This window comes from Natrarchaeobius versutus, assembly GCF_041205745.1.
Taxonomy (GTDB): Archaea; Halobacteriota; Halobacteria; order Halobacteriales; family Natrialbaceae; genus Natrarchaeobius; species Natrarchaeobius versutus.
In genome coordinates, this window is sequence record NZ_JBGFCC010000010.1 from 84,630 (window position 1) to 111,509 (window position 26,880).

Here is a 26,880-nt window from a genome sequence, read left to right on the forward strand (position 1 = left end):
ACGGCTGACTGGAAGACAAAACGAGAATCCCCGACGCGACGGCTCGAGGCGCATCGATTTTTTCGGTCGGCCGCCTACGAGGGGTATGATCACGCTGGCTTCCGACTTCGGGACACCGTATCCGGCGGCGATGAAGGGAGTGATTCTCGGACGAACGGCGGCGCAACTGGTCGACGTCGCCCACGACTTCCCGCGACAGGACGTCCGAACCGCCGCGTTCTGGCTCCGGGAGGTGCTTCCGTACTTTCCGCCGGCGACCCACCTCGTCGTCGTCGACCCCGGCGTCGGAACCGACCGCGACGCGATCGTCGTTCGCGCCGGCGAGCACGCACTCGTCGGACCGGACAACGGGGTCCTCGTCCCGGCATCCCGACGACTCGCCGACGATCGGATCGAGACGTACGTGATCGACGAGTCGGCCCTCGAGTCGGTCGTGCCCGCCCACGCTCGCTCGAGCGATGAGAACGAGCGCGGAAGAGCCAAAATCGATCGGAAGAACGAGCGGGAGAAAGTCGGGGTCGATCGTGGGAACGAGCGGGAGAGAATCGACGATTCCGACGGCCCCGTGAGCAACACGTTTCACGGCCGAGACGTGTTCGCACCGGCGGCGGCCGACGTCCACGAGGTCGGCGTCGACTCGCTCGGGTCGCTTTCGTTTCTCGAGTCGACCGACGAGTTCGTCGATCTCCGACTGCCGGAGGCGACGGTCGACGACGACCGTGCGAGCGGAGCGGTCCTCGTCGTCGACGGCTTCGGGAACGTCGTCACGAACGTCCCCGGTGACTTTCTCGAGAATCGGTCGCGACTGCTCGCGAACGGCGAATCGGTTCCGGTCGGCCAGACGTTCGCGGCCGTCCCGGTTGGCGACCGGCTGGCAACCGTCGGGAGCCACGGCTACGTCGAACTCGACGTCAATCGGGGGCGGGGAGACGACGCGTTCGGGCTCGAGGTCGGCGACGGCGTCGTCCTGGAGTCCGCGGATTCGTATCCAGACCGGTAATGGGTATCAGTTCGTGGCGAGGTCGCTCGATCCGGGGTCGATCACGATTTCGCCGTCGGCCCAGACGGTGACACGACAGCCGGCGAACCCAAACCTGATCGAAGCGCCGACGGGTTCGGCGCGATCGGCCTGCCAGTGGGCGACCATTTCGTTCAACGCGTCGGAGTCGACGCGTCCGGAAAGCGTCTCGAGGTCGGTCGGTGCAACGTCCCGAAGTGACGCCATCGCCTCGATGAGTGCCGAGCTAACGGGCTCGTACTCGTCCTGGTCACACCAGGTATGATACGTCCGTCGACCCTCGTCGTAGTAGATCGTCCGTCCGGCATCGTCGACCGTAGTCAGTCGGTCTGGCAGTGATTTCCCGGACATCACGTTCAAAAATCAGACGTGTTAACAGATAACATTGTCGGCCGGATAGACGGCAAATCGACGAACGGCGGAACGACGAGCGAAAGAAATCCGGACGAAAGCAGTTATTCGGCGGCGATGACGTCGTCGATGCGGACGATCATCGTCGCGGCTTCCGTCGCGCTCTCGACGGCCTCACGCTTGACGTCGGCCGGGTCGACGACGCCGTACTCGAACGGATCGTCGATGGTGACCTCCTCGCCGTTCGTGATTAGTCCGGCGCGGCCCTCGGACTCGTGGGCGGCACGAAGGTCCACGAGCGCGTCGATTGGGTCCTGGCCGGTGTTGGCGGCGAGTGTCCGCGGAACGATGTCGAGTGCGTCGGCGAACGCCGTCACGGCGAGCTGTTTGCGGCCCTCGATTCCGGCCGCTTCCTGACGGACCTTGTCTGCAATCGCGATCTCGGTCGCGCCGGCGCCGGGGACGACCTCGCCGGAGTCGAGTGCGGTCGCGACGACGTCTAAGGCGTCACCGATCGCACGCTCGAGTTCGTCGACGACGTGTTCGGTGCCGCCGCGGACGAAGACGGTGACGGCCTCGGCGGCCGCGCCGCCCTCGATGAACGCGAGGTCGTCGTCGCCGAAGTTCTCGGTTCGGATCAGGTCGGCCTCGCCGAAGTCGCTTTCCTCGAGGTCGTCGAGCGCGCCGACGCGGCGTGCACCCGTCGCGGAGACGACGTCTTTGGCGTCCGAACTCGTGAGGTCGTCGAACAGCAAGACTCCCTCGCTTGCGAGTGCCGAACTCACGCGGTCGTCGACGCCGTCGGTGGTGAAGACGACGTCCGCACCGCTTTCGGCGATCGCCTCGGCGTAGCCCTGAAGTTCGCCCTCCTCGGCGTCGATCGCGGCGTTGAGTTGATCGATGGAGTCGATCGCATACTCGGCGTCGATCTCGCCGGTCTGGACCTCGAGTTCGACGTCGAGGACGGCGATGGAGGCATCTGCGACCTCGCCTGGCATCTCCTCGTGGGCGGGGTCCTCGTCGAGGACGATCCCCGGGACGAGTTCCGTCGCGTTCGAGGAGGCGCCGACCTGGGTGTGGACGGCGACGTTGTCGCGGGCGACACCGTCTTCCGCGTCGACGTGGCGGACGGCCTCGACCACCGTCTCGGCCAGCGATTCCGCGGTGAGTCCGCCGGTTCCCTTGCCGGTCATGCTCGATTCGGCGACCTGCTTCAGGATCTCGTCGTCGACCTCTGCCTCCTGGACCTGCTCGTCGATCGCCTCGAGGGCGATCTGGGCCGCCTCGTGGTAGCCCTCGACGATCGTCGTCGCGTGGACGTCCTGTTCGATCAGGTCCTCGGCCTCGCCGAGTAAGTTACCGGAGACGACGGCCGCGGTGGTCGTCCCGTCGCCGACTTCTTCCTCCTGGGACTCGGCGACTTCGACGATCATCTGGGCCGCCGGGTGTTCGATATCCATCTCCTCGAGGATGGTCGCGCCGTCGTTCGTAATGACGACTTCGCCACCCGAATCGACGAGCATCTTGTCCATTCCGCGGGGACCAAGTGTGGTCCGTACGGACTCGGCGACGGCCTTGCCGGCCATGATGTTCGACGACTGGGCGTCTCGCCCCTGGGTTCGCTGACTGTCCTCGCTCAGAATGAACATAGGCTGTCCGCCCATGCGTCGCTGTTGTGCCATCGTTGAATCCTCACTAACATTGTCGTCAGCACTTCTATATAAGTATTTCCCTACCGATGCCACTCCCTCTGGCGATTGCCGTGTGAACCACCGGCACGCGAGTCCGATCGCGAAGCCGGTAGCAAAATATGGATCGACGCGGAACGTACCCGTGGGATGCTGGAGCTGGAACACGGGTTTCGGGTCGTCGACGTCTACGCTCGACTCACGCCGGGACCGAGTGATGGGGATGCCCGAGGGCCGACAATCTCACCGGATCGGCTCGAGCGGGAGATGCATCAGGCGGGAATCACCAGATCGGTCGTCTTCGCGCCGGCGACGTCGGAGACGAGCTACGTTGGGCCGAACAACGGCGTCGCACGGCACAGCGTCGATCGGCCCTTCGTCGCGTTCGCCCGGATCAACGGAACGAAACGATCCGAGCGAAACGCCGCTGGACGGCTCCACAACGCCGTCAGTCGCCGGAAAGATTTTCACACGACTCCGAGCGACGTCGAACGCTACGCCTACGACGACCGCTTTCACGGCTTCGTCCTGGATCCGACCGTCGACGATTATCCCGACGAAGATCTGCTCGCGGTACTCGACGACGTCGGACTCCCCCTGATCGTCCGCGGCGGCGTCGAGGCCCCGCCCGACGTCCTCGCCGAAACCGTCCTCGGGCACTCGTTTCCCGTCATCGTCGCTCACTTCGGCGGCCACCCCCTCGAGCGATCGCTCATGCACGAGATGATCGACTTACTCGGGGAGTACGACGACTGCTATCTGGAGACGAGTTTCGTTCGCCACCGGGACATACTCGAGCGGGCGCTACTCGAACACCCGGATCGCGTGCTCTTCGGGAGCGGCGCCCCGTTTTGTCACCCCGACGTCGCGCTGATGGAGATCCTGACCCTCGACGTCTCCGAGGACAAACTCTGGCGGGCGTTCTCGAAAAACGTCTGCCGCGTCGTCGACGCGCTCGGGCCCGAATCGGAACTGCGACACTGAACGACAGGACCGCGACACCGAGTGACAGCGGTATCGACGTCGAATAACCGACGGTATCGACGCCGAGCGACGGAAAACCCCGTGACACAGGTCGCAAATCACCCTCACACGTCACTCGAGGAGCCACACGTCGGATCTTCGGTTCGTGCAGGAAACGAGGTAGTTTATGCGAGTCCGTCGAGATTGTCGAGATATGCACGCGAGTTGGACGGATCGTCTCCCGGTAGGCCACCGGCGACCGATCGAGGAGTAACCACCATGGGCTATCCCTTGCCACAGTGGACCGTCGACCGACTCGAGATCTTACGCGTCTACGGCTACGGCCTCTGTATGGGGACGGCCGACGCGCTTCCAGGCGTCTCCGGCGGGACCGTCGCCCTCCTGCTCGGCTTCTACGGCCGGCTGATCGCCGCCATCACCGCACTCACACCCGGTCGCGCCGGTGCCGTCCTCCGGGGATACGATCCCGCCCAGCGGCCACAGGCGCGGGAAGCGCTCGTCGAGATGGACCTCGAGTTTCTGCTCCCACTCGGCGTCGGGATGGTGACCGCCGTCGCCCTGATCGCGGGCGCCGTCTCCGCGCTGGCGAACTCTCACCCCGTTCTCCTATACGGCTTTTTCACCGGCTTGATCGCCGCCTCGGCGGTCGTGCTCTTTCGAAGCCTCGAGTTCGCGTCGGCCGAACACGTCCTCGCCGCCGCGGCAGGTACCGGACTCGCGTTGCTCGTCGCGAGCAACGTGATCCAACTCCCGGGAAGCGGTCCGCTGTTGATTCTGTTGGCCGGCGCGCTCGCGATCAGCGCCATGATCCTCCCCGGCGTCTCCGGCGCGTTGATCCTGATCCTGATCGGTCAGTACGAGTTTCTCTCGGCGGAACTGACCGCGTTTCTCGAGGCGCTCGGACGCCTCGTTTCGGGAGGTGGAACGGTCGACGCGGTCCTCGACCCGGGGACGACCGTCGTACTGTTCGTCGTCGGGGGGTTCGTCGGCCTCCTGACGATCGCGAGGGTCGTCCGCCGAGCGTTAGAGCGTCGTCGCGACCTGACGTTGCTCTTTCTCGTCGGGCTGGTCGCCGGCTCGATTCCCGCGCCGCTTTACAATATCGCGGAGACACACGCCTGGACGACGAGCGTCGTGGCGTCGACCGCGACCTGGGCGCTCGTCGGTGCAGTCGTCCTCTTTGGCCTCGACGCGTTGGCCGGCGGCTTCGACCCCGAATAGGCGTCGACTGCCGCGAGTCGTCAGCGACGGTCGTACACCCTGACCGCCCGATCGTGTCTGGACGAGAGGCCGTTCGGGTTTCGGCGGGCCGACCGATCCGAGTATCGAGCGCGGAGTCCGTCACGGTTGCCCGCGGCGGCGTTGGCGACGACGTCGACGCCGTCGGAGAACCAGTCGGTCGGCGTCACCTCACCGGAGACAACCCGGCGAATTCCGGAGAGACCGTCGCGAGCCGCCCGAAACGCGGTTCGTCCGAGGACGCCCGGTCGCGGCCCGTAGTTCTTCGAGAGTCGGTAGGCGATCGAACGATACCGCGTTCCCCACTCCGGTTCGGGCGTCCCGCCATCGGCCCCGAACTCGCTCTGGACCGCCATCTCGGCGCTCCAGGCGACGTCGAATCCGAGTCCGGCGATGCGGTGTGCACAGTCGCGTTCGCCGTCGACCTCGAGATACTCGTCGAAGCCGTCGAGCGCCGAGAGGACGGTCCGGTCGAACGCGACGTTGTCGGCGTCGAACGCGAAAACGCGCCGACCGGCGACGGAGCGAGGCGTGTGTGGGTCACGCTCGGCTGGAGTTTCGCCGGTGATCGGCCCGGCAACGACGTCCGATCCGGTCTCGAGTGACCGTTCGATCGCATCGTACCACCCCGGCTCGACGGTATACTCACCGTCGAGGAAGGCGACGACGTCGCCGTCGGCGACGCCGAGACCCGCGTTTCGCGAAACGTTCGGGTTTCGCTCGGAGATCTCGACCAGAACGTCGACGTCGGCTCGCTCGCGAACGACGCCGGTCGTCCCGTCCGAAGACGGGCCGTTGACGACGATCACCTCGCTCGAGTCCGGCGTTCGCTCGGCGAGGGCGTCGAGACAGGACAGTAACTGCTCTCGGTCGTTCAGCGTCGAGACCACTACCGAGAGCTCCATACAGCACCATAGGCTCCCCGAACGGTAAAAAGCAGGTGGGTTCCTCCGTGATCGCGAGAGCCGTTGGAATCGAGACGGGTGCCCCCAGGTCGAGGACCGCACCGTACGGTCTTCTGTCGGTCATTTCCGCCGCGATTGCGGTCCGTCCTGCGGTCACATCGGTAAATCGGGACAGCTTGCGAATCCGTCACCGAAGTCGGGTGTTCCAGTAGGAGACGGACGCGAAGTGGTCCGTGACCGGGTTGCCACCGACGGCCGTATCGAGCGTTCGAATCGGAGACGCAAGCGAGTTCGGGATCGACCGGTAGGCCCCGTAGGGAACGAGGAAATCGTCCTCGACGTCGACTAGCGTCAGGTTCGTCTTCGCGAGCAACGTCGAAACCTCACTCTTCGAGTAGAGTCGCGATCCCATCGGCAACGCCCAGTTGTAGACGCTCCGGGCACTGAACCGGTTGAACGTGTCGAAGACGATCTGCTCGCGCGAGACGCGACGCATCTCCCGCAGAAACGCCTCCGGATCGTCTGCAAGGTGGAAAAATCGCATCGCGATGACGGTGTCGAAGTGATCGTCGGGAAACGGCAGTCGCCCCGCGTCGCCCCGAAGGAACTCGAGGGTTCCCGACAGCTCCGCGTTCTGCGATTTCGATCGTCCCTGCTGTAACATCGCCGCCGAAATGTCCAGTCCTACGACGTCCGCGCCGGCCTCCGCGAGCATCACCGTAAACCGCCCGGTACCACAGGCGATCTCGAGGATTCGACGATCCTCGACCGGCGTGATCGCCTCGAGGACCGCCTCCTTTTCGCGGCGGTCGATCAGCTGCCCACCGCGCGAGAAGCGTTTGTCGTCGTACTCCTCGGCGACGTCGTCGGCCTGGTACCACTCCTGTCCTTTCACACTGGGCACAACTACACGAGCGTGGGGATAAAACGATACTGGAGTCGGTCGACGACGCCGGTTGGTCGGCGCCGACGGATCGTCCGAGCGCCGCCGCCGGCCGCTCGAGCCCGAGTCGAGCGAAGTTTTGATTCTGAGTTAATACACCATTCATACACCTATTACAAACTGGATTGTTCGTATTTGCATATAGGGAATCTTTACCATTGACTGTTTCACTGAAGTGGGTATGAGCACGAGTACAGCCGAAGACAGGATCGGTGCCGCAGAAGAACCGCTTCCCGAAGACGAGTACCTCGACCGACTCCGCGAACTCCCCCCGAGCGCGAAACTCGTCGCGAAGGTTCTCGAGACCGACTCGCCACTCTCGCAGGGTCAACTCGCCGAGGAGTCGTTGCTCCCGGACCGGACCGTCCGCTACGCACTCAACAGGCTCGAGGACGTCGAACTCGTCGGCTCGCGCTACAGCTTCCGCGACGCACGCAAACAGGTCTACTTCCTCAGGCGGTAGGCGCGTCGTCGTCGCTTCAGACGGGTTACTGGCAGTCATTACCGGCGCAACTGCCGCCAGGGCCGCGGTTGTGCCGGTAACTCGTTGTAACAGCCCGTATCGGATCTCGATACGCACTTTTTCCCCCGGACCTGTGAGGGGGTATGGACGTTACTCGCCACCCCGTCGAGACCGAATCCCGCGTGCCGACGGGATCGACCAACGCCTATCTCGTGGGGAGCGATCCGGCGATGCTCGTCGACCCCGCGGGACGGACGGACGAACTCGATCGAGCCGTCGCCGAACGCGGCGTCGAACACGTCCTCCTCACCCACACCCACGCCGACCACGTCGGCGCGGTCGACGTATACGCCACTGAAACGGGTGCGACCGTCTGGGCCAGACGCGGCCACGTCGACCGGTTCCAGGATGCAACCGGACGCACGCCGGATCGGACGCTCTCGCCCGAAGCGTCGATCACGCTCGGCGACGACACCGTCCGCGTCCTCGAGGCCGCCGGACACGCACCGGACCACGTCGCCCTCGAGGCCGGACGGAACGGACCGATCTGCTGTGGTGACTGTGCCGTCCGTGACGGGAGCGTCGCCGTCGCCGCGCCCGACGGAGACATGCGCGCGTACGTAGAGACTCTCCGACGCCTATGGACGATCGATCCGCCAACGCTGTACCCCGGTCACGGTCCCGCCGTCGAGACGCCCCGAGAGACCCTCGAGCGACTGCTCGAACACCGCGCCCGACGGGAACGGCGCGTTCTCGCGGCCGTCGACTCCGGCTCGCGCACGCTCGAGGAGATCCTCGAGACGGCCTACGAGAAGGACGTAAGCGGCGTTCGCGACCTCGCCGAGGCGACGGTCGTCTGTCACCTCGAAAAGCTCGACGTGGAGGGCCGTCTCGAGTGGGACGGAACGCAGGCGAGACCGAGTCGGCCGTCAGAAACGTCGTGAACCGGCCTCACGACCGCCAGTACGCTTGCGTGAGCAAGACGAGTACCGGGAAGATCTCGAGGCGCCCGATCCACATATAGAGGATCATCAGGAGCTTCGAACTCGTCGGGAACGATTCGTAGCCGCCCATCGGACCGGTGACCTCCCCCAGCCCCGGCCCGATGTTCCCGAGAGTCGCGATGGAGGCGCTTACGACGTCGATCAACTCGAGTTCGAGGCCGACCCGGGCCGCGTCGACGGCGAGCAGAGCGATCCCGACGAAGAAGATGACGAGGTAGAGCAGGGTGAACGCGTATATCCCGCGGACTGCATCCTCGTCGAGCACCTGGCCGTTCATCCGAACCGGGCGAACCGCTTCCGGATGGATGGTCGTGAACACCTCGCGTCGCAACGACTTCAAGATCACCAGCCACCGCAGTACCTTGATCCCGCCGCCGGTCGAGCCGGTGGAGCCGCCGATGAACATCGCGAACAGCAAGAGCCCCTTCATTGGACCGCTCCACTCCGCGAAATCCGCGTTCGCGTAACCGGTAGAGTTGACCAGCGAGGCGATCTGGAAGGTGGCGTAGCGGGCCGAGCGCTCGATATTTCCGCCAATAGCGCCAGTTTCGGGCGTCTCGAGTGCGGAGAAAAACAGCATCGCCGCGCCGACGATCGACAGGGTCGTAACCGCGCCGAGGTACAGCCGAAACTCGTTGTCCCGGAGCAGAGCCCACGGATCACCGGAGATCACGTGCCACCACAGGACGAAGTTCACTCCGGCGACGAACATGAACGGGACGACAAGCCACTGGACAATCGGCGAAAACGCCTCGATACTGCGGGCCTCCGGGGAGAATCCGCCGGTCGGGAGCGTCGTAAACCCGTGGGCGATCGCGTTGTAGAGGTCCATGTTCGGCGCGTAGCCCGCGAGATGGAGTCCGTACAGCAACGCCACGTAGAGGACCGTAAAGAAGAGGTACGCGAGCCAGAGCACGCGGGCGGTCTCCGCGATGTGTGGCGTCAGCTTCGAGACGCCGGGGCCGGGGGTCTCGGCTTCCATGAGTTGCGCCCCACCGACGGCCATCTGGGAAAGGATCGCGACCGCGAGAACGATGATCCCCATCCCGCCGAGCCACTGGGTGAGTTGACGCCACATCATGATCGCCCGCGAATGGGTGTCGAAAGAGATGTCGTGCATGACCGTCGCCCCCGTCGTCGTAAAGCCGCTCATGCTCTCGAAGAGGGCGTTGACGGGATGGGCGACCGCCCCGTTCCCCGCGAGAACGTACGGTAACGCGCCGAAGACGGCCGCGAACAGCCAGGTGAGCGCGACGACGAGAAACGCCTCGCGGGCACCCGGATCCGGTTCCGGCTCGAGTCGCCGAAGCGAGAGGCCGAACCCGGCGGTCACGACCATGCTTACAACGAACACCCAGAGGTCCTCGCCGCCGTAGGCGAGCGCAACGACGATCGGAACCACGAACGCAAGCGAGAGGGCCGCGAGAATCGTCCCGACCAGGCTCAGGCCGTCCCGCCAGTCGACGTGGAGGCGCCGACGCATTCAGATTACCTCGAGAACCTCCTCGAGGACGGAGCCGTCGACGAAACAGACGACGTGATCGCCGGGCTCGACGATCGTTCCCCCGCGGGGCGTGATCAGCTCGCCGCCTCGCGAGATCGCGCCGATTACGACGCCCGAGGGGAGCCGGTCGGTTACATCGACGATCCGGCCGCCGGTGAGTGCGCTGTCGGGGCCGACTTCGATCTCGATCACCTCGGCACGATCGTGTTCGAGCATCGCGATCTTCTCGGTGTGATCGGCTCGCGTAAAGCGGACGATCTCTTCGGCGGTCTCCTCGCGCGGGTTGATCGAGACGTCGATTCCGACCGTCTCGAAGAGGTCGGCGTACTCTAAGTTCTCGATGACGGCGACGGTTCGATCGACGCCGATCCGGCCGGCGAGCAACGAGACGAGCAGGTTCTTCTCGTCGCCATCGAGTGCGGCGACGACGACGTCGGCCTCGTCGACGTGTTCTCGAGCGAGAAACTCGGCGTCGGTGCCGTCGCTCTGGAGCACCATCGTGTTTGGAAGCGCCTCGGCGCACTCGCGGGCACGATCCGGATCCCGTTCGATCAATCGCGGACTGTAGCCGTGTTCTTCGAACTCACGGACGGTCTGGAACCCGATCTCGCTGGCGCCGACGACGACCACCTCGTCCGGGCTCTCCGTATCGGGCGTGACGATGTCCGTACTGAAGTCCGTGACCGAATGTGGGCTACCGATGACGACGACCCGATCGCCCGCGCGGAGTTCGGTGTCGCCGCTGGCGACGATCATCTCGTCACCCCGGAAGATTCCCGCGAACGTCAACGAGTCCCACCGATCGGCGTCGGCGACGATCGTGCCCGCGACCGGGCTCTCGGGTCCGATTTCGAACTCGGCCATCCGCACGAGGCCGCCGACGAACATGTCGACGTCGTGTGCCGCCGGCAATCCGGCGATGCGAAAGATCGCGCGTGCGGTCAGCAGGTCGGTACAGACCATGAAATCGACCCCGAACGCGCCGTGGGATCCCTCCCAGGTCTCGAGCAGAGTCCGTCGCCTGACGCGGGCGATGGTGAACGCGTCGCTTGCGGCTTTCGCGGCGCCACAGACGACGACGTTCGTCTCGTCGCTGTCGGTCGATGCGATGACGAGATCGGCCCGTTCGACGCCGGCTTCCCGTAAGGTCCCGAGTTCGGTACCATCGCCGCGAACGGCGAGTACGTCGAGCGAGTAGGTGAGTTCTTCGACGACGTCGCCGTCCGGGTCGATCACGACGACGTCGTGGGAATCCTCGAGGTTGGCCGCGATCGCTCGACCGACGGCACCCGCACCGACAATGATTACACGCATCGATTCCGCCCCACTCGTTCGGTTCGACCCTAACGCGTTTGGAAACATAGTGTTACTCTCGTCGCCGGATATCTGCTTGCTGTGGGCTGGTAGAATTCATTGCTGGTTGGAACGAAAACAGTCCGGGCATCCACCGCCACAGCGGTTGGACAGAGCCGACGACTGAGTCTGACTCCACCCCACACCGGCTGTCGGCGTCTCGGTCCACGATTCCGACAGCGATGGCGCTACGAGCGCGACGGCGAACGCGGCCAGATTCGCCGACTCCGTGACCGCCGCAACGATTCATACCGGTCGTATATCGCAGTCACATCTATAAATCCACCGACTGGATTTTCGAAAGGGAAACGAACCTGGGTTTGAATTGCGAAACGCTACTCGATGCAGGGATAGACAACCGATTCGTGATCGATCCGCCGACGAACGTCCCGTCGTTCGCTGACGATGGATGTGCCCTCCTTCGTACCGAGTGGATTCGTCGTTCGCCCCCTCGCCAGCGTACGGCGAAACTCTCGTGAACCCCCACGGTCGTTTTCGATCCGAGAATATCACACCGTATATCTGCGGAATAAGTACTACCACAGGTATATATTCCGTGATTACGGAGTGGGATGTATGGGCGATGGAAGCGGCGGAAGCTATCGGCTCGACGAGATCGATCGGCGAATCGTCTACGCGCTGATGGCCGACGCTCGGAACACGTCCGCTCCGGCGATCGCCGAGGAGGTGAGCGTCTCCGGGGCGACGATCCGCAACCGAATTGCACAACTCGAGGAACACGGCATCATCGAGGGGTATCACGCGACCGTCGACTTCGAACACGCCGACGGCTCGCTGATGAACCTCTTTCTGTGTCACGCACCCTTCGGCGACGTCGAGGGCGTCGCCCGCAAGATCGGGACGATCCCCGGCATCATCAACGTCCGGGAGCTAATGGGCGGCCGGATGAACCTCCACGTCCTGGCCGTCGGCACCGACACGAGCGACCTTCGACGAATCGGCCGTGAACTCGAGAACCTGGAAGTCGAGATCGAAGACGAGTTTCTCCTCCAGAACGAACACGACTTTCCGTACACGCCGTACGGCCCGGCCGACGGCCGCCGGCTCGAGCCGCTTGCGGACTACATCAGCCTCACCGGCGGCGCGGACATCGTCGAGGTGACCGTCTACGAGGAGGCTCCGATCGCCGGGAAAACGCTCGAGGAGGCCGCCGTGGACGGAACGCTCGCGGACGAAACGCTGGTCGTCGCGATCGAACGCGACGACGCCGTCATCACCCCACACGGCGACACCGAGATCCGACCCCACGACGTCGTCACGGTGTTCTCGCCCGACGGAACCGACGAACCCACACTCGAGGGGTTCCAGGTTCCGAACGGGGAGCCGAGTTCCCGGGCCGATTGAGATGCCCGTCGACAGACTCATTCCCGAGTTCCTCCAGCGAGAAGACGACGCGCCGAACGAGGACGCGGTACTCCACGAGTGTCGCCACTGCGGATCGAAGTTCGACGAGGCCGTCGAACAGTGTCCGGTCTGTGACTCGACGGAGATCGCGACCTACGAGTTTCCCGACGACTCGACCGACGAGGACGAGGTCGCGGACGAGGTCGCGGACGAGGATTCCTGATACGGTCTGCTGTAAACGACGTACCGACACGACCGCGTCCGTCCTGGGTTGGGCCGGAACTGACCGACGGCGGTCCGTCTCAGCGGCGTCGTCGAGCGGGAGATCAGCGTGGCCGTCCTGTAGAGTGAGAACGACGGTCGTGAACCGACGTTATCGATTCTGTGCGAAATCGATCGCGAGCGAGAGAACGAAGTAGATACCCGCGACGCCGGCGAGAAATCCCGGGTCGATTCCGCTCTGCCAGTACTGGTACGCGCCGACGACGAGTACGACGATCACCGTCCCGACGAAGTGGTACCGCACGCGTAGCGAGGAGGCGTCCATACTCGAACGTATCCCGACACACACAGTAACGTACTCCGACGCCAAACGTCGGACTCGAGCGCCCGATTCGCGGACGGCGGTTCCACATCGACGGTGGTTCTGCGTCGACAACGGTTCCACATCGACGGCGGCCCGCAGTCGAGTCCGCGAACGCGATCGACCGCCTTTTGCGCGTCCGTGCCCTACCGCCTCGCGTGCGATCGCTCGAGGCCGAACTCGCCGACGCCCGCTCGCTCTCGGTCACCGACCTCGCGGACGCGATCGAGTCCATCGGCTTCGAGTGTACCCGCTGTGGCGACTGTTGTACGGGCCACGGCGAGGACGAACACACCGCGACGGTGTTCCCCGACGAGATCCGGATCCTCGTCGACGACAGTGAATCGCCAGCGGATGGCGAAGTGGCGAAGTCGACGCTTGCGGACCGCAACGGCGGAACGTCGAACGCCAGTGGCGCCGACCTCGGAACCGCCTCGAGCGCCGACCGCGAGTGGCGAGACGTCGCCAGACCCATGCCGTACGGACTCGCCGAGGGCGAAGACGGCCTCGAGGGCGAAACGCTCGAGTGGGCGCTCCGGACCGACGGCTGTGGTGACTGTACGTTTTACGAGGAAGCCGATGCGGGCGTCGGCGCCTGTGCCGTCCACGACGATCGGCCGCTGATCTGTCGAACGTATCCGTTCAGCGTCGCCCTCGACGGGGATTCGAGCGAACAGTCGGCGGATGCCTCGGAGAGTGATCTCGCCGAGGAGGGCCAGTCGATGGGCGAACCGGCCGACGAGGAGGGCGTCGTCCGCACCCACGAGTGTGAGGGACTCGGCCGCGAGATCCCCCGAGCGGACGCCGAGGATCTCGCACGAGCGTTAAAAGGGCGAGCGATCCGCGAACGCGAGGAGGCGATCGCCCTCCGGGACGCCTACGAACCGGCCAACCCCAACCCTGGTGAGATCGTCGTCCACGACTCCGAGGGGGCAAAGCGGGCCGACGGCACGCCGCTCGAGCGATGAGTCGTCGATTCCTGTGGCCAATCGATCCGGTCGTCAGCGTTTGAGCGGCCCGATCGTCGACGTTGGAGCGATCCAGGCGTCGCCGGTATCGGACCGATAGGAAATTAACCCGGTTCTCCGAACGTCGATCATGGACATCGACTGGAATTCGATCACTCACGTGACGAAAGTCGACCCGGCCAAGGAGCTTCCCTCGGATCTCGAGGTACTCGAGGGAACCGATCTGGTCCTCGTTGGCGGCTCCGACGGCGTCACCGAGTCGAACACGCTCGAGGCGATCCGGGCGGTCGACGCCCACCTGCCGTCGGTACCGGTGTGTCAGGAGCCGGATAGCGACGATCACGTCTCCCGAGAGACGATCGACGCCGTCGACGCGCTCGCGATCCCCGCCGTCTACAACGGCGATCGGGAACACTTCGTCGGCAAACACGTCGACCTGTTCACCGAAATCGGCCGCAAACCGGACGAGGTCGTCGGCTCGAGCGTGCCGGTCGTCGGCGATCTCCTCGCGTCGAAAGGCGCCGACGCGGTCTCGGATCTCGCCTCGAAGCTGTTCGGGGAGGGGTACGTCGTCCAGCACCTCGAGTCGGCGGCGGCCGACCGCGCTGGCGTCGAGTCGAAGTGGACGCCCGAACAGGTCGCCGGTGCGGCGCTCGCGACGGAGACGTTCTACGGCTTCCCGATCTTCTACGTGGAGTACTCCGGCACCTACGGCGGACCCGCGGACGTCGAAGCGGCCTCACGCTACCTCGAGGAAACGACGCTTCTGTACGGCGGCGGGATCGACAGCGCCGACAGAGCCGCGGAGATTCTCGAGGCCGGCGCGGACGCGATCGTCGTCGGTGACTGTTTCCACGACGATCCGGAGACGTTCCGCGAGACGATTCCGAGCCAGTAGGCTCGGAATCGAAGGGACGACACGCGGCGTGTGTCGTTCTCCCGGACGCAAAAACTGGTTTTAAAACGTTTCTTCGATGATCTCGCCGACGGCGAAGTTCGACTTGACTTCGGTGACTTCGATCTTGACGCGCTCGCCGACTTCGGCGCCGGGGACGATGATGACGTACCCCCGTTCGACGCGGGCGATTCCGTCTCCCTGCTTGCCGATGTCTTCGATCTCGACGTACCGCGTCTCTCCGACGTCGACCGGCGGCTGTGGCTCCGACGGCGCACTCGGTGGGCTCGTCGCCGACGACGATTCGTCGGCACCGTCCTCCGCTCGAGAAATGAGTGCGACGCGGTAGACCTCCCCCGGATCGATGTCGCCAGTTTCGACTTCCTGACGTGGTACCTCGATAACGTACCGATCCTCCTCAGCCGTGACCTCCGTACTGAACAGACACAGGAGTTTTTCAGATATTTCCACAGGTAGACCCTCAATATCTTCTCAGATCCCCCTCCGTAATAGAACTACCGACCGATCGACAGTCGCCGACCGAGATTCCGCCGTTTCGGCGCCGCTGTTCACCTGCCGTACGCACCGCCGTTTCGATATCGACCGTCGATTCGAGCAGTCGAGAGATGACGGCCGTGATACAGCCACCACCCCGAAGAAGGAACGGAACCATCTCGAGCAGGGAACGGATTCGTCCCCGTCAGTAATCGAGTCAGTCGGCTCGACCGGACTGGTGAACCGTCGCGAACCGCGAGAGATCGACCTCGAGATCGAGACCGGCGTCCGCCACCGAGTCGTACGGACGGTTGACGACGACGTCACCGGCCGTCCGGTCGCCGACGCCGGGGATCGCCGTTAGCTCGTCGAGCGAGGCGGCGTTGAGGTCGAGTGGGTGGGGGACCCCGGTCACCGAGCGATAGCCGTGATCGACGACCGCGACGTCGATCGTTCGCCCGAGTTCGCGCTCACCCGGGACGCCGACGAGCAACGGGTACGTTCCGAGTTGGCGGCCGAACGTCCTCCCGTCTTGGTGGTACTCCAGGTGGACGTCCGGCAGGACGGTCCCCGGCGGGACGACGCGCTCGAGCATCGGGTTGTCGATCTCCTCTCGAACCCGGCGTTTGTACCGTTTGAACAGCTTCTTGTGCTCGTTTGCGATCTCGGCACCCGTCTCGGACATGTCGGTACCGGCAAACGACATCACCTGTCGAATGTTGATCCGTCGGAGCATGTAGCCCTCCTCGTAGACTCGCTCGAGGAACTCGCGGTTGCGTTCGTAGGTCTCCTCGCGTTCACCCTTGAGCCCGTGTAAGAGGTTGATACCGGGTAACAGCTTGGGCAAGCGACGCGGTGCGTCGCCTCCGTTCGTCGGTGTGGCTCCCTCAGCCCGTCTCGCGCCGGCGGAATGATCCGGTTCCCCCGGTCCAGCCGGCCGCCAGCCGGCCGCCTCGTTGACGATCCGAACCGCTTCGAAACACTCCTCGGCGCTGACGTTCAGGTTGTTTTCCTCCTGAACGACAGGGTCGGCGGACTCGAGGCCGAAGGCGGCCGTGTCGCCGGGCGTGTTGTGTTCGGCGATGATCCGGATCCCCTCGCGGCTCCGCTCCGGCCACTCGACGATCGTGATGGGGTTCATATTGTCCAGATGGAGCGTCTCGAGATCGGGTGCAACCTCGCGAATACCGCTGTAGAGTTGTGAGAGTGCGTCGGGGTTCGGCGCCTCGCCATCGCCGCCGTAGGCGAGGATATCCGCCTGTCGACCGATCCGGAAGTTGCGGACGCCGTGATTCGAGAGCGCGTCGACTTCGCCGACCACCGTCGGCGGCGGCCGGAACTCCGGGTTGCCATACAGCGGCTCCGTACAGAACGAACACCGGTAGGCACAGCCCCGGGAAGTCTCGAGTTCTGCGATGAGGTAGTCGGGATGGTTCGGGTGCTGTTCGACGACGAACGCGCCATCCTGGGCCCACCGCGAGACCTCGTCGACGTCGCGCATCCGATCGTTGAACCCCTCGAGGCCGCTCTCGACGAGGTCGTAGACGGCGGCCTCGACGTCGCCTTTCGCGACGAAGTCGAAGTCGAGATCCTGGCGTTCGGTCTCGGTCGCTCCCTCGTTGGCGTCGCCGACGCCGAACTTGATGGGGCCACCCATCATGCTCGTCCCGTTCGCCGTCCAAGCGAGCTTTCGAACCTCGTCCGGTTCGGCTGGCGTTCCCCCGACGTACTTGCCGGGGACGGTCATCCCGCCGAGGTAGATCAGCAGGTCGGCCTCGTCGACGTCGCGCCACCGGCGCTGTTCGTCTCGCAGGCCGTCGATCGTGTGGTAGGTGATCTGCTCTCGCGGAACGCCCGCGTCCACGAGCGCTCCCGCCGCGTATCGCGGGTACGTCGAAATGTACGGCGGCACCCCGAAGTGAGCGGGTTCGTCGACGTAGCCGTCGACGATCGTCACCGACAGCGTTTCGGGGTCGGTCATGGCTCGAGGTAGCGCCTCGAGCGGTAAAACGGTGACTACATCGGGGAACGGACGGGACGGGGCGGGACGCGAGTCGCCGTCCTCCCAGCGTTGATATACCCGGAGGCCGTCGGATCGGATATGCCACCGACCGAGGAGATTCGCTGTACGGACGACGACTGTTTTCTCGACCTGTTCGAAAATCACTACACCTACGACGTTCCCGACGACTTCCAGGTCTCGGCGCTGTCGTGTCCGGTCTGCGGCGAGACCGACTCTCTTGAACCGGTCGAACTGTGAGCCCAAGGCTCGTCGGCCACGCCGCCTCGTCAGACGTTAATTTCCCCACATCAAAACCAATATGAACGCGCGGGTCGTAGGGGGATACTCGAGTATGTCTCTCGGATCCGCTCGCGCCCTCGCACCCGACGTCGCGCCGACGAACGCCACCCGCTCCGGAGGTGAGCGTATGTGAGTTTGGAGGAGTTTGGTGCCGCGGTCGGCAACAGCCTGTACCGACAGATCGGCCGCGCGAACGGCCACGTCCAGAACTATCGGCCGCTTCCCGTCGACGTCCTCGAGGGTGACTCGTCGTATCTCGTCGTCTTCGACGCCCCCGGGACCGAACCCGACGACGTACAGGTACGATACCACGAAGGAAACGTCAGAGTTCGAATCGATCGATTTCGCGAGTTCCACGAAGGGTACCGCATGCGCTTTCCCGGTCGCGGGATGACCCTCGACGGCGAGGCCGAACTGCCGCCCGACGCGATCGTCGAACCGGACGCCGGGACCGCGACCCTCTCGGAGAACGGAACGATCCGCATCGAAATTCCGAAAGGCGCTTCGCGTATCGAATCCGACGAAACGGACGAATCCGAGAGCGTCGACGGGCCGAGCGTCTCTGGAGCCACAGAGACGTCCAGTTCCACCGGTGACGGAGTCGCGGTCGAGGACTGATACGGACTGCCGTAAGTCAGTAGCGGCGAAACCTCGGTCTGTCTGGGATTTCGCCGCTAAACAGTGACAGCAATCCGTACGAGACGGTTTGCTGTCCGTCGGCTCCGATACGACCGCGACCAGTTCCGACCCAAATCGGTACAGCGTTTCGTCTGTGCGGACTCTCGTTACTCCTCGAACGTGAACGTCATCCCCTCCGTGACGTCGAAGTCCTCGTCGCCGTCGAACCGGATCGGGTCGTAGGCGTCGATTCCGTCCCCGCCGAGTATCTCTTCGGCGACCCGCGCGCCGATCGCCGGAGCGCGCATGATCCCCTCCCCCTGGAATCCGGTCGCGACGTACAGTCCCGACTCGAGTTCGCCGACCAGTGGATCCCGATCCGGCGTCGCCGTACAGAGCCCGGCCCAGGCTCGCTCGAGCTCGAACGAGCCGTCGGGAAACCGGTGGGCGACCCGCTCTATCAGGTCGGTCGCAAACGTCGGGTCCGCGTCGCGATCGTAGCCGTCCGGATCGGCCTCGCGTTCTTCGGTTCCGTCGCCGGCGAGAATCCCTTCCGCGTGGGGGCGAACGTAGAAGTCGCCCGTCGCGTCGTAACACATCGGTTCCGTGAGGTCGGCGTCGGCGACGAGCGCCTGCACTCGATACGGTTTCATCGCGATCGAAATTCCCGCGTCCGCGAGCACGCCTTTCGTGTGTGCACCTGCCGCGACGAGCACGGCGTCGAACTCGCGTTCCGCACCGTCGACGACGATCCGTGCGGGGTCGGGCCGAACCGCGACCGGCGTCTCCGTCTCGAGGGTCGCGCCCGCGCCGGTGGCGGCCGCCGCGAGACACGCCGTGTACCTGGCCGGGTCGGTGTAGCCGGCCGCGCCGGCGATCCCCGCGACTGCGACGTCGTCGGTTCGAAGCGACGGAAAGCGATCCGCGAGCGCGTCGGCGTCGGCTCGAAGCGCGACGACGCCGTGTTCTTGCATCCGCTCGACACCCTCCCGAACGGCATCGGCGCGCTCGTCGTCGCCTTCGCGTGCGAGCCAGACGTACGGACACTCCACGAACGGGAACGTCTCCTCGCCCGACAGCGCCCTGAAGCGCTCGATCGATTCGCCGGCGAGATCGGCGTCGAGTGGATCCGCGAAGGCGTCGTAACAGATTCCCGCGGCCCGTCCGCTCGCACCACTCGCGACCGTTCCCCGATCGAACAGCGTCACGTCCGCCCCCTCGCGGGCCAGTTCGTACGCGGCCGTCGCGCCGACGGCACCCGCGCCGACGACGGCGACGCTCGAGCCCGCCCCCCGATCGGTAAAGGCGTCGGCGCCGACCGCGAGTTCCCCCTCGAGATCCTCGTTCTCGGTCATACTGAACCAGGCGACGAGACGCCAGATAGCCCTCGCGTTCGGATATCCCGAGAGTTCGTTACGCGACCTCGTTTCGATATCATAGTGGCACGTGTGTTCGGATCATACTTACCTCTGGGTGGTCCGTTCCAGCATTCGCCGGTCGGCCGTATCGGATAACGCCCGCCGACCCACTCCGCCAACATACGGTTTACTGTAAGTCATTGCCGGCACGACCGCGTCCCGTCCTGCGGTCGCGCCGGCAAATCGTTACAGCAATCCGTATCAGACCTGCGAACGATCCATGCGCTCGGGAGCCTCGAACCCCGTAGCGAGCTCGAGCAACTGGACGAGGATCCGACCGGTCGCACCCCAGACGGTGTAGCCGTCGACGTGGAAGTAGTGGACGACGATCTCGCCGTAGTAGGGATGTTCGCGCCGTTCGTACTCGTAGTTATCCGGATCGAGAATCCCTGAGAGGGGAAGAACGACGATCTCGGCGACTTCGTTACCGTCGCGCTGGTACTCCCGGTCGGGAATGCGCACGACGAACGGGGTGACGGCGTACTCCGTGATCGTTCGAATGTCGTCGAGCTGGCCGACCACTTCGGCATCCTCGGGGTCGAGGCCGATCTCCTCGTGGGATTCTCTGAGCGCCGTCTCGAGGATCGAGTCGTCGACTGACTCGGCGCCCCCGCCGGGGAAACTCATCTGTCCCGGATGCTCGCCGAGGTGGTCGGCTCGGCGCGTAAACAGGAGGTGATCCTCGCCGTTTCGATCGACGACCGGCGCGAGAACGGCCGCGTCGTACGGCTGATCGTCGATTTCGACCGGCAGGTGGGCCGCGACGGGATCGAGATCGAGACGGCTCATCTCATTCGAGCGCCTCCGTCAGTCGCTCTCGATCCGCCGCCAGGTCGACGGGCGCCCACGCCTCGACGTCGTAGCTGACGTCGATCAGGTACTCGAGTCGATCCTCGTCGCCGCGTTCGATCGCCTCGTCGATCGCCTCGACGAACCGTTCGGATGCCGATTCGCCGAGTGTCGCTCGGTCGAGCCGGCGACGATCGATCCCGAGGATGTGGGGGACGTCCTCGGCGTGGTCGGGGACCGACGGGAACGCGGTCGGTCCGGCGACCAGAAGCGGCGACGGATCGCCCGAGCGCTCGTAGCGAACCAGTGCGAACGACTCGAGTGCGCCCGCGATCGCCTCGGCGAGCGCGGCATCGTCGACCGACCGGCCGTCCGCACGGTAGGCCGCCTCTGAGAGCGCGCGCTCGAGTTCCGTTCGAGTGAGTCCGCCGAAGAGGTCGACCACGCCGGCCAGTTCGTCGGCGGTCGCGTTCATACCGCCCCCAACGGGTGGTTCGCTGATAAAGATTGATAGCGCCGACGGCGGTTGGCCGGTCGGCGAGTCGGTGTTTCGAGCCGGGCGGGGCATCGGGTGGCCACAAACCTTCGATAGTAACAACTGAAAGGATTGACACACTGATCGCCGAACTCACGGGTCACTGGGTTTCCCGCTCGCTATTCCGCGGTTCTCACTCATGGTTCGAAAATCGAAGATGTTCGTCATCACGAACGACCGCTGGTCGTTCGAACGACTCTGTTCGCTCACGGGTCACGTTCGTTCCCCGTTCGCCGTTCCGCGGTTCTCGCTCGTTTCACTCGCTCCGAACCGCGCTCACTCCGAACCGCGCTTTTCGTCTGGCTACAGGTGTGCAAGACCTGCAGTGGCTACTATAGTAGGCACTATCGCCTCCACGACGACGATATCAGTCACCCACCGTCGATCCGATCGCTCCCTCGAGCCACGGACGGGCGGCCTCGAGCACCGCATCGGGTTCGATCGGGGCGTCCGTCCACGGTGGGAGTCGCCGGTCGGGACCCGGCTCGTCGATCGACTCGGCGTAACGAGTGAGCTGGTCGCGTTCGCCCGTAACGTCGTAGGCGAGCCCGTTGAACGCCGCGTCGGCTCGGTATCCGTCGATCAGTCGCTCGCCCGCGTCCCGGTATCGCTCGGGAAGCGTCTCGTACTCCGGGTCGACGCCGCGCTCCTCGAGGATCCGTAAGAGTTCGGCGGCGACCTCGCGGCTCATCCCCTCGAGTCCCGTCTCACCGGCGACCGCGCGGTGGTCGTGGACGTGTCGACCCAGGTCGACCTGGGCGGTGCCGGAAAAGCCAGCGTGGTCGAACGCATCGCCGAGGGTCCCGACCTCGAGCCCCCAGGCGCGTGGCGCTCGCAGTCGTCGAGCCAGTGACGCGCTGGCGGCGAACTCGCCGGCCAGGGCGTACCGGAACGCCTCGAGGTAGTCGACGATCGGGTCGTCGTGTTCGGCCGCAACTGCGGCGATCAGCGGCTCGTAGAACAGCCGAAAGAGGCGGCCGTAGAGCCGTCCCTCCTCGACGCGGGCGTAGTATCCCTTCGAGAACTCGTATCCCAGCGAGAGCGGCGCGAGGAGTCGCCGGACGTGGTCGGCCTCGTAGCTCCGGGCGTCGGCGTCGTGAACGACGACGAACTCGCCGCGGTCGGCCGCCGGCCCCAGCGCGAGCCAGACGTCGAGCCCCTTCCCGAACGCGCCCGACAGCCCGGACTCCGCCAGCAGGGTCTCGACGGCGGGCGAGTTACACCAGAGCAACTGTATCGGCAACGAAAACGACTCGAGCCACTCGCGAAACGTTCCGATGCGTTCGGCCGGCGCGCGAACGGGGACGAAGACGGCGGCCGGGTCGAGCGTCTCGAGTTCGCCGAGTACGCGCTCGGCCGCGGGGCTCTGACACTCCCGGTCGATCATCGGAACGACGACGACCGTGTCGGCGAGCATCCCCTCGAGGTCACCGGACCTATCGGGAGCGTGTCGGCCCCCACCCAGGTCGTGGAGCGTCGCGATTCGCTCCTGGACGTACTCCATCGGTGGTGTGTTCGGCCCCACCGATAAAACGGCCACGACTCCGGCGAACGAGGCACTGGAATCGAAGAGCTATCGGGTACTCTATGCGAAATGGCAGAAAGCCCCGGTCTTTTTCTCCCCTACCTTCCTACAGGGTGAACATGAAATCAGTCCGGAAGGCACTACGCGAAGGCGAACTCGAGAAGGACACCTACGATCGCCTCGTCTGTAGCGAGTGCGAAAAGCCCCTGAAGACGGAGAACGATCCGGAGGAGATCAAAACCGTCCGGATCTGCCCGGACTGCGCCGAGGAGTGGAAGGAGATCCGATAACGACGTCGAGTCCCGCACTCTTACCGGCTACGGCACGCGAGCGACGCGTCGTTCGGGGTGTAGCTTTTCCGAGCGTATTGCAGTTCACGTCCGTGAGCGACGCGTACGAACGGATCTCCGGTCACCCGCAATTAGTATCGCTGTTGTCGATATCGTTTTCGACGGTAGGATCGAACCGTTCAAACCACGCCGATAGCGTCTCCAGTCGGTGGGTGGCGCGATCCGGACCGGCAACGAAGTAATGGACGTGATTCGTATCGGGATAGACGATGAGTTTGGACTCGATTCCGCGTTTCTTCAACGAGACGTACAGCTGTTCGGCCTGTGCGGGCGGGCATCGCAGGTCGTTTTCACCAGCGGTCACCAACAGCGGGGTCTCGATGTCGTCGATATCCGTGATCACTGACGCGGCGTCGTACGCGTCGGGATCCGTCCACGGGAGCCCGAACTCGTTTTCCCACACCTTGTGGGTGTCGTTCGTTCCGAACGCCGAACGCATGTCGTAGATCCCGTGTTCGGCGGCGCCGGCGACGAACCGGTCGCTTTTGGCGAGGATCTGAGCGGTGGTTTTTCCGCCGTTGGAAAAGCCAGTGACGAACAACCGGTCGGGATCGACCCAGCCGCGCTCGATCAGTTCGTCGGCCCCCGCGAGGACGTCATCCACCTCCAGATCGTTCCACTGGCCCTCGAGTCGTTCGCAAAACGCTCGACCGTACGAGGTCGACCCGTGGTAGTTCACTTTGAAGACGACGTAGCCCCGCGTCGTCCAGAATGCGGTGTCGAAGTCGAAGTGCGGCTCGTCGTAGCGTCTGGGCCCGCCGTGAATCGATATCAACAGCGGCCGATCGCCGTTCGGATCCGTGGGGTCGAATGCCGGCGGATAGAACGCGAGCCCCTCGACGTCGTCGGATCTGCCACCCTCGAAGGTGAGGCGTTCGAGTTCGGGATGGTCGTAGTCGGTGACCAGGTCCGGATTCAGCTCCGTCAACCGACGGGCCGGGTCCGACTCGTTGCCCGGTGTCTCGAGGGCACCCACATCCACTCCGAAGAGGTCGATGCCCTTCCGCGGATGCTGTCGAGCGAACGCGATCGTCTCACCGTCAGTGTCGAACTGGAGAAGGGACGCGTCGCGTGATTGGTGGTTGTAGACGCGGTCGTGGCCGCCATCTGCAGACAGGCGGACGAAGCGCGACCACCCCTCGTCGCCGATCCCGGTCAGCAAGCGCTCGTCGTCGAGCCAGACGAGCCCCTCGAACCACACCAGATCCCGGTCCAGATCCTCGGTGACAACGTGGTACTCGCCGGTGTCGGCGTCGGCGACGCACACGTCCGTCGGCACGTACCAGTTGGTCGGGTCGCTGGCAGGGAAGGCGAGCCGACCACCGTCGGGACTCCAGGTCGGTTCGCCGACCATGTACTCCCCGGCCGTGAGTCGCTCCGTCCTGTCGCTCTCAGCGTCGACGATGTGAATGTCCTGTGCGTAGGTATCGTCCGGATCGTCACCGTGGTTGGCGACGAATGCGATCCGGTCGTCCACGGGATGCCAGGTAGGCTGGAGCTCCTGGAACGGCTCGAGGATACCACCGCTGGAAGCGTCAGTCAGTCGTCGACGGTCGCGGCTCTCGAGGTCGACGACGAAGAGGGAAGTCGACACCGGATCCCGCCACCCGACGCCCTCGAACTTGTGCTGAAGACGGTCGATCTCGATCGGATCGCCATCGCGGCGCTGGACGAGCGCGTCGTCCCCGGCGGTCGGATCGCGGGCAGAGACGACCACGCGCTCGCCCTCGGGTCCCCAGTCGAAGTCGCGGATCCCCTCGTCGTGGTCGGTGACCTGGCGAGCGTCACCGCCGCGTTCGAGGTCGTACACCCACAACTGCTGGCTGGGTTCGTCCCCGCCGCCACCCCGACCGTCGTCGTCCGTCCCGCTCGAATCATCGCCCGTATCGTCCACCCGATCGCCACCGGACTCGTCGTTTCCAACCTGAAGTTCGGCATCACGCGTCCGCGTCATCACGACGCCCAATCGAGCGCCGTCGGGACTCCACTTCACCGTCGTTCCGTCGGAGACCCGTGTGAGACGGTGCGGTTCTCGGCTGCCGTCAGCGGGTACCGTGAACACCGAACTCCGTCGACGGTTCTCGGCGCGGTCGTACTCGAGTACCTGAAAGGCGACGCGACTCCCGTCAGGCGATACTGCGACCTCCATCGGACGCGTCAGATCGTAGATGGCGTCCGCCGGTAGTTCGTTCATGAGCCGAGGTCGTCCGAGAGGTGCTTGGACGTTAGGGTAGTGTGGGAACCTGGCACAACCATCGTAACTCGGCGGACTCGTGTGACGGTCGACTGCTACCGCTCGCCGGACAGCGCCGAGAAGAGCCGTTCTTCGAACTCGGCCTTGTCGATCCCGTCCGACGGGCCGATCCCCCGCATGTGATCGACCGAGAGCTGACCGCCGCCCATCCGCGCGTGGCCGCCGGCGTTCGCCATCGGGATGTCACTGACGGCGTGGCGGAGCGTCTCACCCATGTGAACCCGGTCGTCGCGCGATCGACCCGAGAGGTGGATCGTTCCGTCGCTCTCGCCGTAGACGACGACCGCCGTCACTCCCTCTAAGTGCATGAGTTCGTCCGCCGCCTGCGGGATCGCGTCGACGTTCGAAATCACGCCGACGTCACAGATCGCGAACGGACCCTCGACGCGCTTTTCGGTGATCGCGGTCGCTTTGATCTGTAACACGTCGTCGCTGACCTGCGGGTTGGCGATTCGCTCGAGCAGGTCCTCGTCGATCGCCTCGAAGAGGTAGGCGCTCGCGTCGAACTCCGCGCTCGAACAGCCGTTCGTGAGGTGGTTCGTATCGGCCAGGATACCGTACAGAAGCCCCGTCGCCAGCTCCTGGGTGAGTTCGAGGTCCCCACTTTCGTCGTTCTCGTCCGTCTCCTTGATCGCATCGAGTTCTCTGACGTACTCGACGACGATCGTCGCCGCCGCGCCGTACTCCGTTCGAACGTCGGTAAACTTCGTCCCCGTCCCGTTTCCAGGGTGGTGGTCGACGACTGCGATGGGTTCGACGGTCTGGGCGCCGGTAAAGCCTCGCGGCGTGTTGTGATCGACTAGCACGACCGCATCCGAGGCGAGGTCGGAACTCGACTCGACGCTCTCGAGGTCCAGGCCCAGAACGGTTCGAAACGCCCGGTTCTCCTGGTGGCGAATCTCGCCGGGGTACTGCAGTGTCGCGTCGGTGCCGACCGAGTCGGCGATGGTGGCGACGCCCATCGCACACGCCATCGCGTCGGGATCGGGGTTCGGATGCATCAGTACGGAGACGTCGTCGTAGCCGGCCAACACTCGTCTGAGACGGCCACCCGGCGGACGACGGAACCAGCGGACCAGCCACCAGACGCCGAGGACGAGCGCGGCGACGCCGAGGATCAAAAGCGACAGAACCAGCGGCTCGAGAGAGGTGAGCGTGTCCACGACGCCCTCGAGCGACGACGCGTCCACGTCGGCGAACGCGACGGTCCTCGAGGGCCCGGGATAGTACATATCGGACACTTATATTGAAATACCAAGAATTTTCCCCTGATTTCGGCCGATCGACAGCGTCAACCAGTCCGTGATGTAACACGTTCGCGTCCTGGGAGC

At 64.8% G+C, this 26,880-nt stretch carries 27 protein-coding genes; 12 read left to right on the forward strand and 15 right to left on the reverse strand.

Annotated features, from left to right (window positions below; genetic code table 11):
- Positions 1–85 precede the first annotated feature (85 nt).
- Complete coding sequence (locus AB7C87_RS20075; RefSeq protein WP_369731288.1) at positions 86–1,000, forward strand: SAM hydrolase/SAM-dependent halogenase family protein; 915 nt, start codon at positions 86–88, stop codon at positions 998–1,000.
- 6 nt (positions 1,001–1,006) lie between these two features.
- On the opposite strand, the gene AB7C87_RS20080 is transcribed toward AB7C87_RS20075, so the two are convergent.
- The gene (locus AB7C87_RS20080; protein ID WP_369731289.1) at positions 1,007–1,369 is read right to left on the reverse strand and encodes a HalOD1 output domain-containing protein; all 363 of its coding nucleotides are present in this window, start codon (positions 1,367–1,369) and stop codon (positions 1,007–1,009) included.
- A gap of 104 nt (positions 1,370–1,473) precedes the next feature.
- Positions 1,474–3,018 (reverse strand): thermosome subunit alpha, encoded by a 1,545-nt coding sequence (gene thsA, locus AB7C87_RS20085; RefSeq protein WP_369731435.1) that lies wholly within the window; start codon positions 3,016–3,018, stop codon positions 1,474–1,476.
- A gap of 189 nt (positions 3,019–3,207) precedes the next feature.
- Between thsA and AB7C87_RS20090 the strand changes: the two genes are divergently transcribed.
- Both AB7C87_RS20090 and AB7C87_RS20095 read left to right on the forward strand, forming a co-directional pair.
- Positions 3,208–4,041, forward strand: coding sequence for an amidohydrolase family protein (locus AB7C87_RS20090; RefSeq protein ID WP_369731290.1), 834 nt, complete (start codon positions 3,208–3,210; stop codon positions 4,039–4,041).
- A 258-nt stretch (positions 4,042–4,299) separates the two neighbouring features.
- A complete protein-coding gene (locus AB7C87_RS20095) occupies positions 4,300–5,262 on the forward strand; it encodes a DUF368 domain-containing protein (protein ID WP_369731291.1) in 963 nt (320 codons plus the stop codon).
- A gap of 20 nt (positions 5,263–5,282) precedes the next feature.
- Here the strand turns inward: AB7C87_RS20095 and AB7C87_RS20100 are convergent, their stop codons facing one another.
- On the reverse strand, positions 5,283–6,185 hold the full coding sequence (locus tag AB7C87_RS20100) for a glycosyltransferase family 2 protein (protein ID WP_369731292.1): 903 nt from the start codon (positions 6,183–6,185) through the stop codon (positions 5,283–5,285).
- Between the two features lie 187 nt (positions 6,186–6,372).
- Positions 6,373–7,080: a class I SAM-dependent methyltransferase gene (locus AB7C87_RS20105; protein ID WP_369731293.1), complete on the reverse strand. Its 708-nt coding sequence runs from the start codon at positions 7,078–7,080 to the stop codon at positions 6,373–6,375.
- A gap of 229 nt (positions 7,081–7,309) precedes the next feature.
- On the opposite strand from AB7C87_RS20105, the gene AB7C87_RS20110 reads away from it, so the two are divergent.
- Both AB7C87_RS20110 and AB7C87_RS20115 read left to right on the forward strand, forming a co-directional pair.
- On the forward strand, positions 7,310–7,591 hold the full coding sequence (locus AB7C87_RS20110; RefSeq protein ID WP_369731294.1) for a MarR family transcriptional regulator: 282 nt from the start codon (positions 7,310–7,312) through the stop codon (positions 7,589–7,591).
- 143 nt (positions 7,592–7,734) lie between these two features.
- Positions 7,735–8,535, forward strand: coding sequence for an MBL fold metallo-hydrolase (locus AB7C87_RS20115; protein ID WP_369731295.1), 801 nt, complete (start codon positions 7,735–7,737; stop codon positions 8,533–8,535).
- A 7-nt stretch (positions 8,536–8,542) separates the two neighbouring features.
- Here the strand turns inward: AB7C87_RS20115 and AB7C87_RS20120 are convergent, their stop codons facing one another.
- Complete coding sequence (locus AB7C87_RS20120) at positions 8,543–10,078, reverse strand: TrkH family potassium uptake protein (protein WP_369731296.1); 1,536 nt, start codon at positions 10,076–10,078, stop codon at positions 8,543–8,545.
- Entirely contained in the window at positions 10,079–11,413 is a 1,335-nt protein-coding gene (gene trkA / locus AB7C87_RS20125) for a Trk system potassium transporter TrkA (RefSeq protein WP_369731297.1), read from the reverse strand.
- Positions 11,414–12,028: 615 nt separating this feature from the next.
- Between trkA and AB7C87_RS20130 the strand changes: the two genes are divergently transcribed.
- Together AB7C87_RS20130 and AB7C87_RS20135 are read left to right on the forward strand one after the other, a co-directional pair.
- Entirely contained in the window at positions 12,029–12,817 is a 789-nt protein-coding gene (locus AB7C87_RS20130) for an Lrp/AsnC family transcriptional regulator (RefSeq protein WP_369731298.1), read from the forward strand.
- Between the two features lies 1 nt (position 12,818).
- Complete coding sequence (locus tag AB7C87_RS20135; RefSeq protein WP_369731299.1) at positions 12,819–13,040, forward strand: hypothetical protein; 222 nt, start codon at positions 12,819–12,821, stop codon at positions 13,038–13,040.
- 150 nt (positions 13,041–13,190) lie between these two features.
- On the opposite strand, the gene AB7C87_RS20140 is transcribed toward AB7C87_RS20135, so the two are convergent.
- A complete protein-coding gene (locus tag AB7C87_RS20140) occupies positions 13,191–13,364 on the reverse strand; it encodes a hypothetical protein (protein WP_369731300.1) in 174 nt (57 codons plus the stop codon).
- Between the two features lie 194 nt (positions 13,365–13,558).
- Between AB7C87_RS20140 and AB7C87_RS20145 the strand changes: the two genes are divergently transcribed.
- Both AB7C87_RS20145 and AB7C87_RS20150 read left to right on the forward strand, forming a co-directional pair.
- Complete coding sequence (locus tag AB7C87_RS20145) at positions 13,559–14,368, forward strand: YkgJ family cysteine cluster protein (RefSeq protein ID WP_369731301.1); 810 nt, start codon at positions 13,559–13,561, stop codon at positions 14,366–14,368.
- A 130-nt stretch (positions 14,369–14,498) separates the two neighbouring features.
- Positions 14,499–15,266: a geranylgeranylglyceryl/heptaprenylglyceryl phosphate synthase gene (locus AB7C87_RS20150; protein WP_369731302.1), complete on the forward strand. Its 768-nt coding sequence runs from the start codon at positions 14,499–14,501 to the stop codon at positions 15,264–15,266.
- Positions 15,267–15,326: 60 nt separating this feature from the next.
- On the opposite strand, the gene AB7C87_RS20155 is transcribed toward AB7C87_RS20150, so the two are convergent.
- Complete coding sequence (locus tag AB7C87_RS20155) at positions 15,327–15,734, reverse strand: TRAM domain-containing protein (RefSeq protein WP_369731303.1); 408 nt, start codon at positions 15,732–15,734, stop codon at positions 15,327–15,329.
- Positions 15,735–15,975: 241 nt separating this feature from the next.
- On the reverse strand, positions 15,976–17,739 hold the full coding sequence (locus AB7C87_RS20160; protein ID WP_369731304.1) for a radical SAM protein: 1,764 nt from the start codon (positions 17,737–17,739) through the stop codon (positions 15,976–15,978).
- A gap of 120 nt (positions 17,740–17,859) precedes the next feature.
- On the opposite strand from AB7C87_RS20160, the gene AB7C87_RS20165 reads away from it, so the two are divergent.
- Positions 17,860–18,018 (forward strand): DUF7559 family protein, encoded by a 159-nt coding sequence (locus AB7C87_RS20165; RefSeq protein WP_369731305.1) that lies wholly within the window; start codon positions 17,860–17,862, stop codon positions 18,016–18,018.
- Positions 18,019–18,189: 171 nt separating this feature from the next.
- Complete coding sequence (locus AB7C87_RS20170) at positions 18,190–18,678, forward strand: Hsp20/alpha crystallin family protein (RefSeq protein ID WP_369731306.1); 489 nt, start codon at positions 18,190–18,192, stop codon at positions 18,676–18,678.
- 167 nt (positions 18,679–18,845) lie between these two features.
- Here the strand turns inward: AB7C87_RS20170 and AB7C87_RS20175 are convergent, their stop codons facing one another.
- From AB7C87_RS20175 to AB7C87_RS20190, 4 genes are all read right to left on the reverse strand, one after another.
- Positions 18,846–20,033, reverse strand: a complete 1,188-nt coding sequence (locus AB7C87_RS20175; RefSeq protein ID WP_369731307.1) for an NAD(P)/FAD-dependent oxidoreductase — start codon at positions 20,031–20,033, stop codon at positions 18,846–18,848.
- Positions 20,034–20,297: 264 nt separating this feature from the next.
- The gene (locus tag AB7C87_RS20180; RefSeq protein WP_369731308.1) at positions 20,298–20,885 is read right to left on the reverse strand and encodes an NUDIX hydrolase; all 588 of its coding nucleotides are present in this window, start codon (positions 20,883–20,885) and stop codon (positions 20,298–20,300) included.
- A 1-nt stretch (position 20,886) separates the two neighbouring features.
- Positions 20,887–21,360, reverse strand: coding sequence for a DUF7109 family protein (locus AB7C87_RS20185; RefSeq protein ID WP_369731309.1), 474 nt, complete (start codon positions 21,358–21,360; stop codon positions 20,887–20,889).
- Between the two features lie 427 nt (positions 21,361–21,787).
- Positions 21,788–22,924, reverse strand: coding sequence for a glycosyltransferase family protein (locus tag AB7C87_RS20190; RefSeq protein WP_369731310.1), 1,137 nt, complete (start codon positions 22,922–22,924; stop codon positions 21,788–21,790).
- A gap of 140 nt (positions 22,925–23,064) precedes the next feature.
- Between AB7C87_RS20190 and AB7C87_RS20195 the strand changes: the two genes are divergently transcribed.
- Positions 23,065–23,235, forward strand: a complete 171-nt coding sequence (locus AB7C87_RS20195; protein ID WP_369731311.1) for an HVO_0758 family zinc finger protein — start codon at positions 23,065–23,067, stop codon at positions 23,233–23,235.
- A gap of 121 nt (positions 23,236–23,356) precedes the next feature.
- On the opposite strand, the gene AB7C87_RS20200 is transcribed toward AB7C87_RS20195, so the two are convergent.
- Both AB7C87_RS20200 and AB7C87_RS20205 read right to left on the reverse strand, forming a co-directional pair.
- Positions 23,357–25,489, reverse strand: coding sequence for a S9 family peptidase (locus tag AB7C87_RS20200; RefSeq protein ID WP_369731312.1), 2,133 nt, complete (start codon positions 25,487–25,489; stop codon positions 23,357–23,359).
- 95 nt (positions 25,490–25,584) lie between these two features.
- A complete protein-coding gene (locus AB7C87_RS20205; protein ID WP_369731313.1) occupies positions 25,585–26,781 on the reverse strand; it encodes a DHH family phosphoesterase in 1,197 nt (398 codons plus the stop codon).
- Positions 26,782–26,880: the final 99 nt, after the last annotated feature.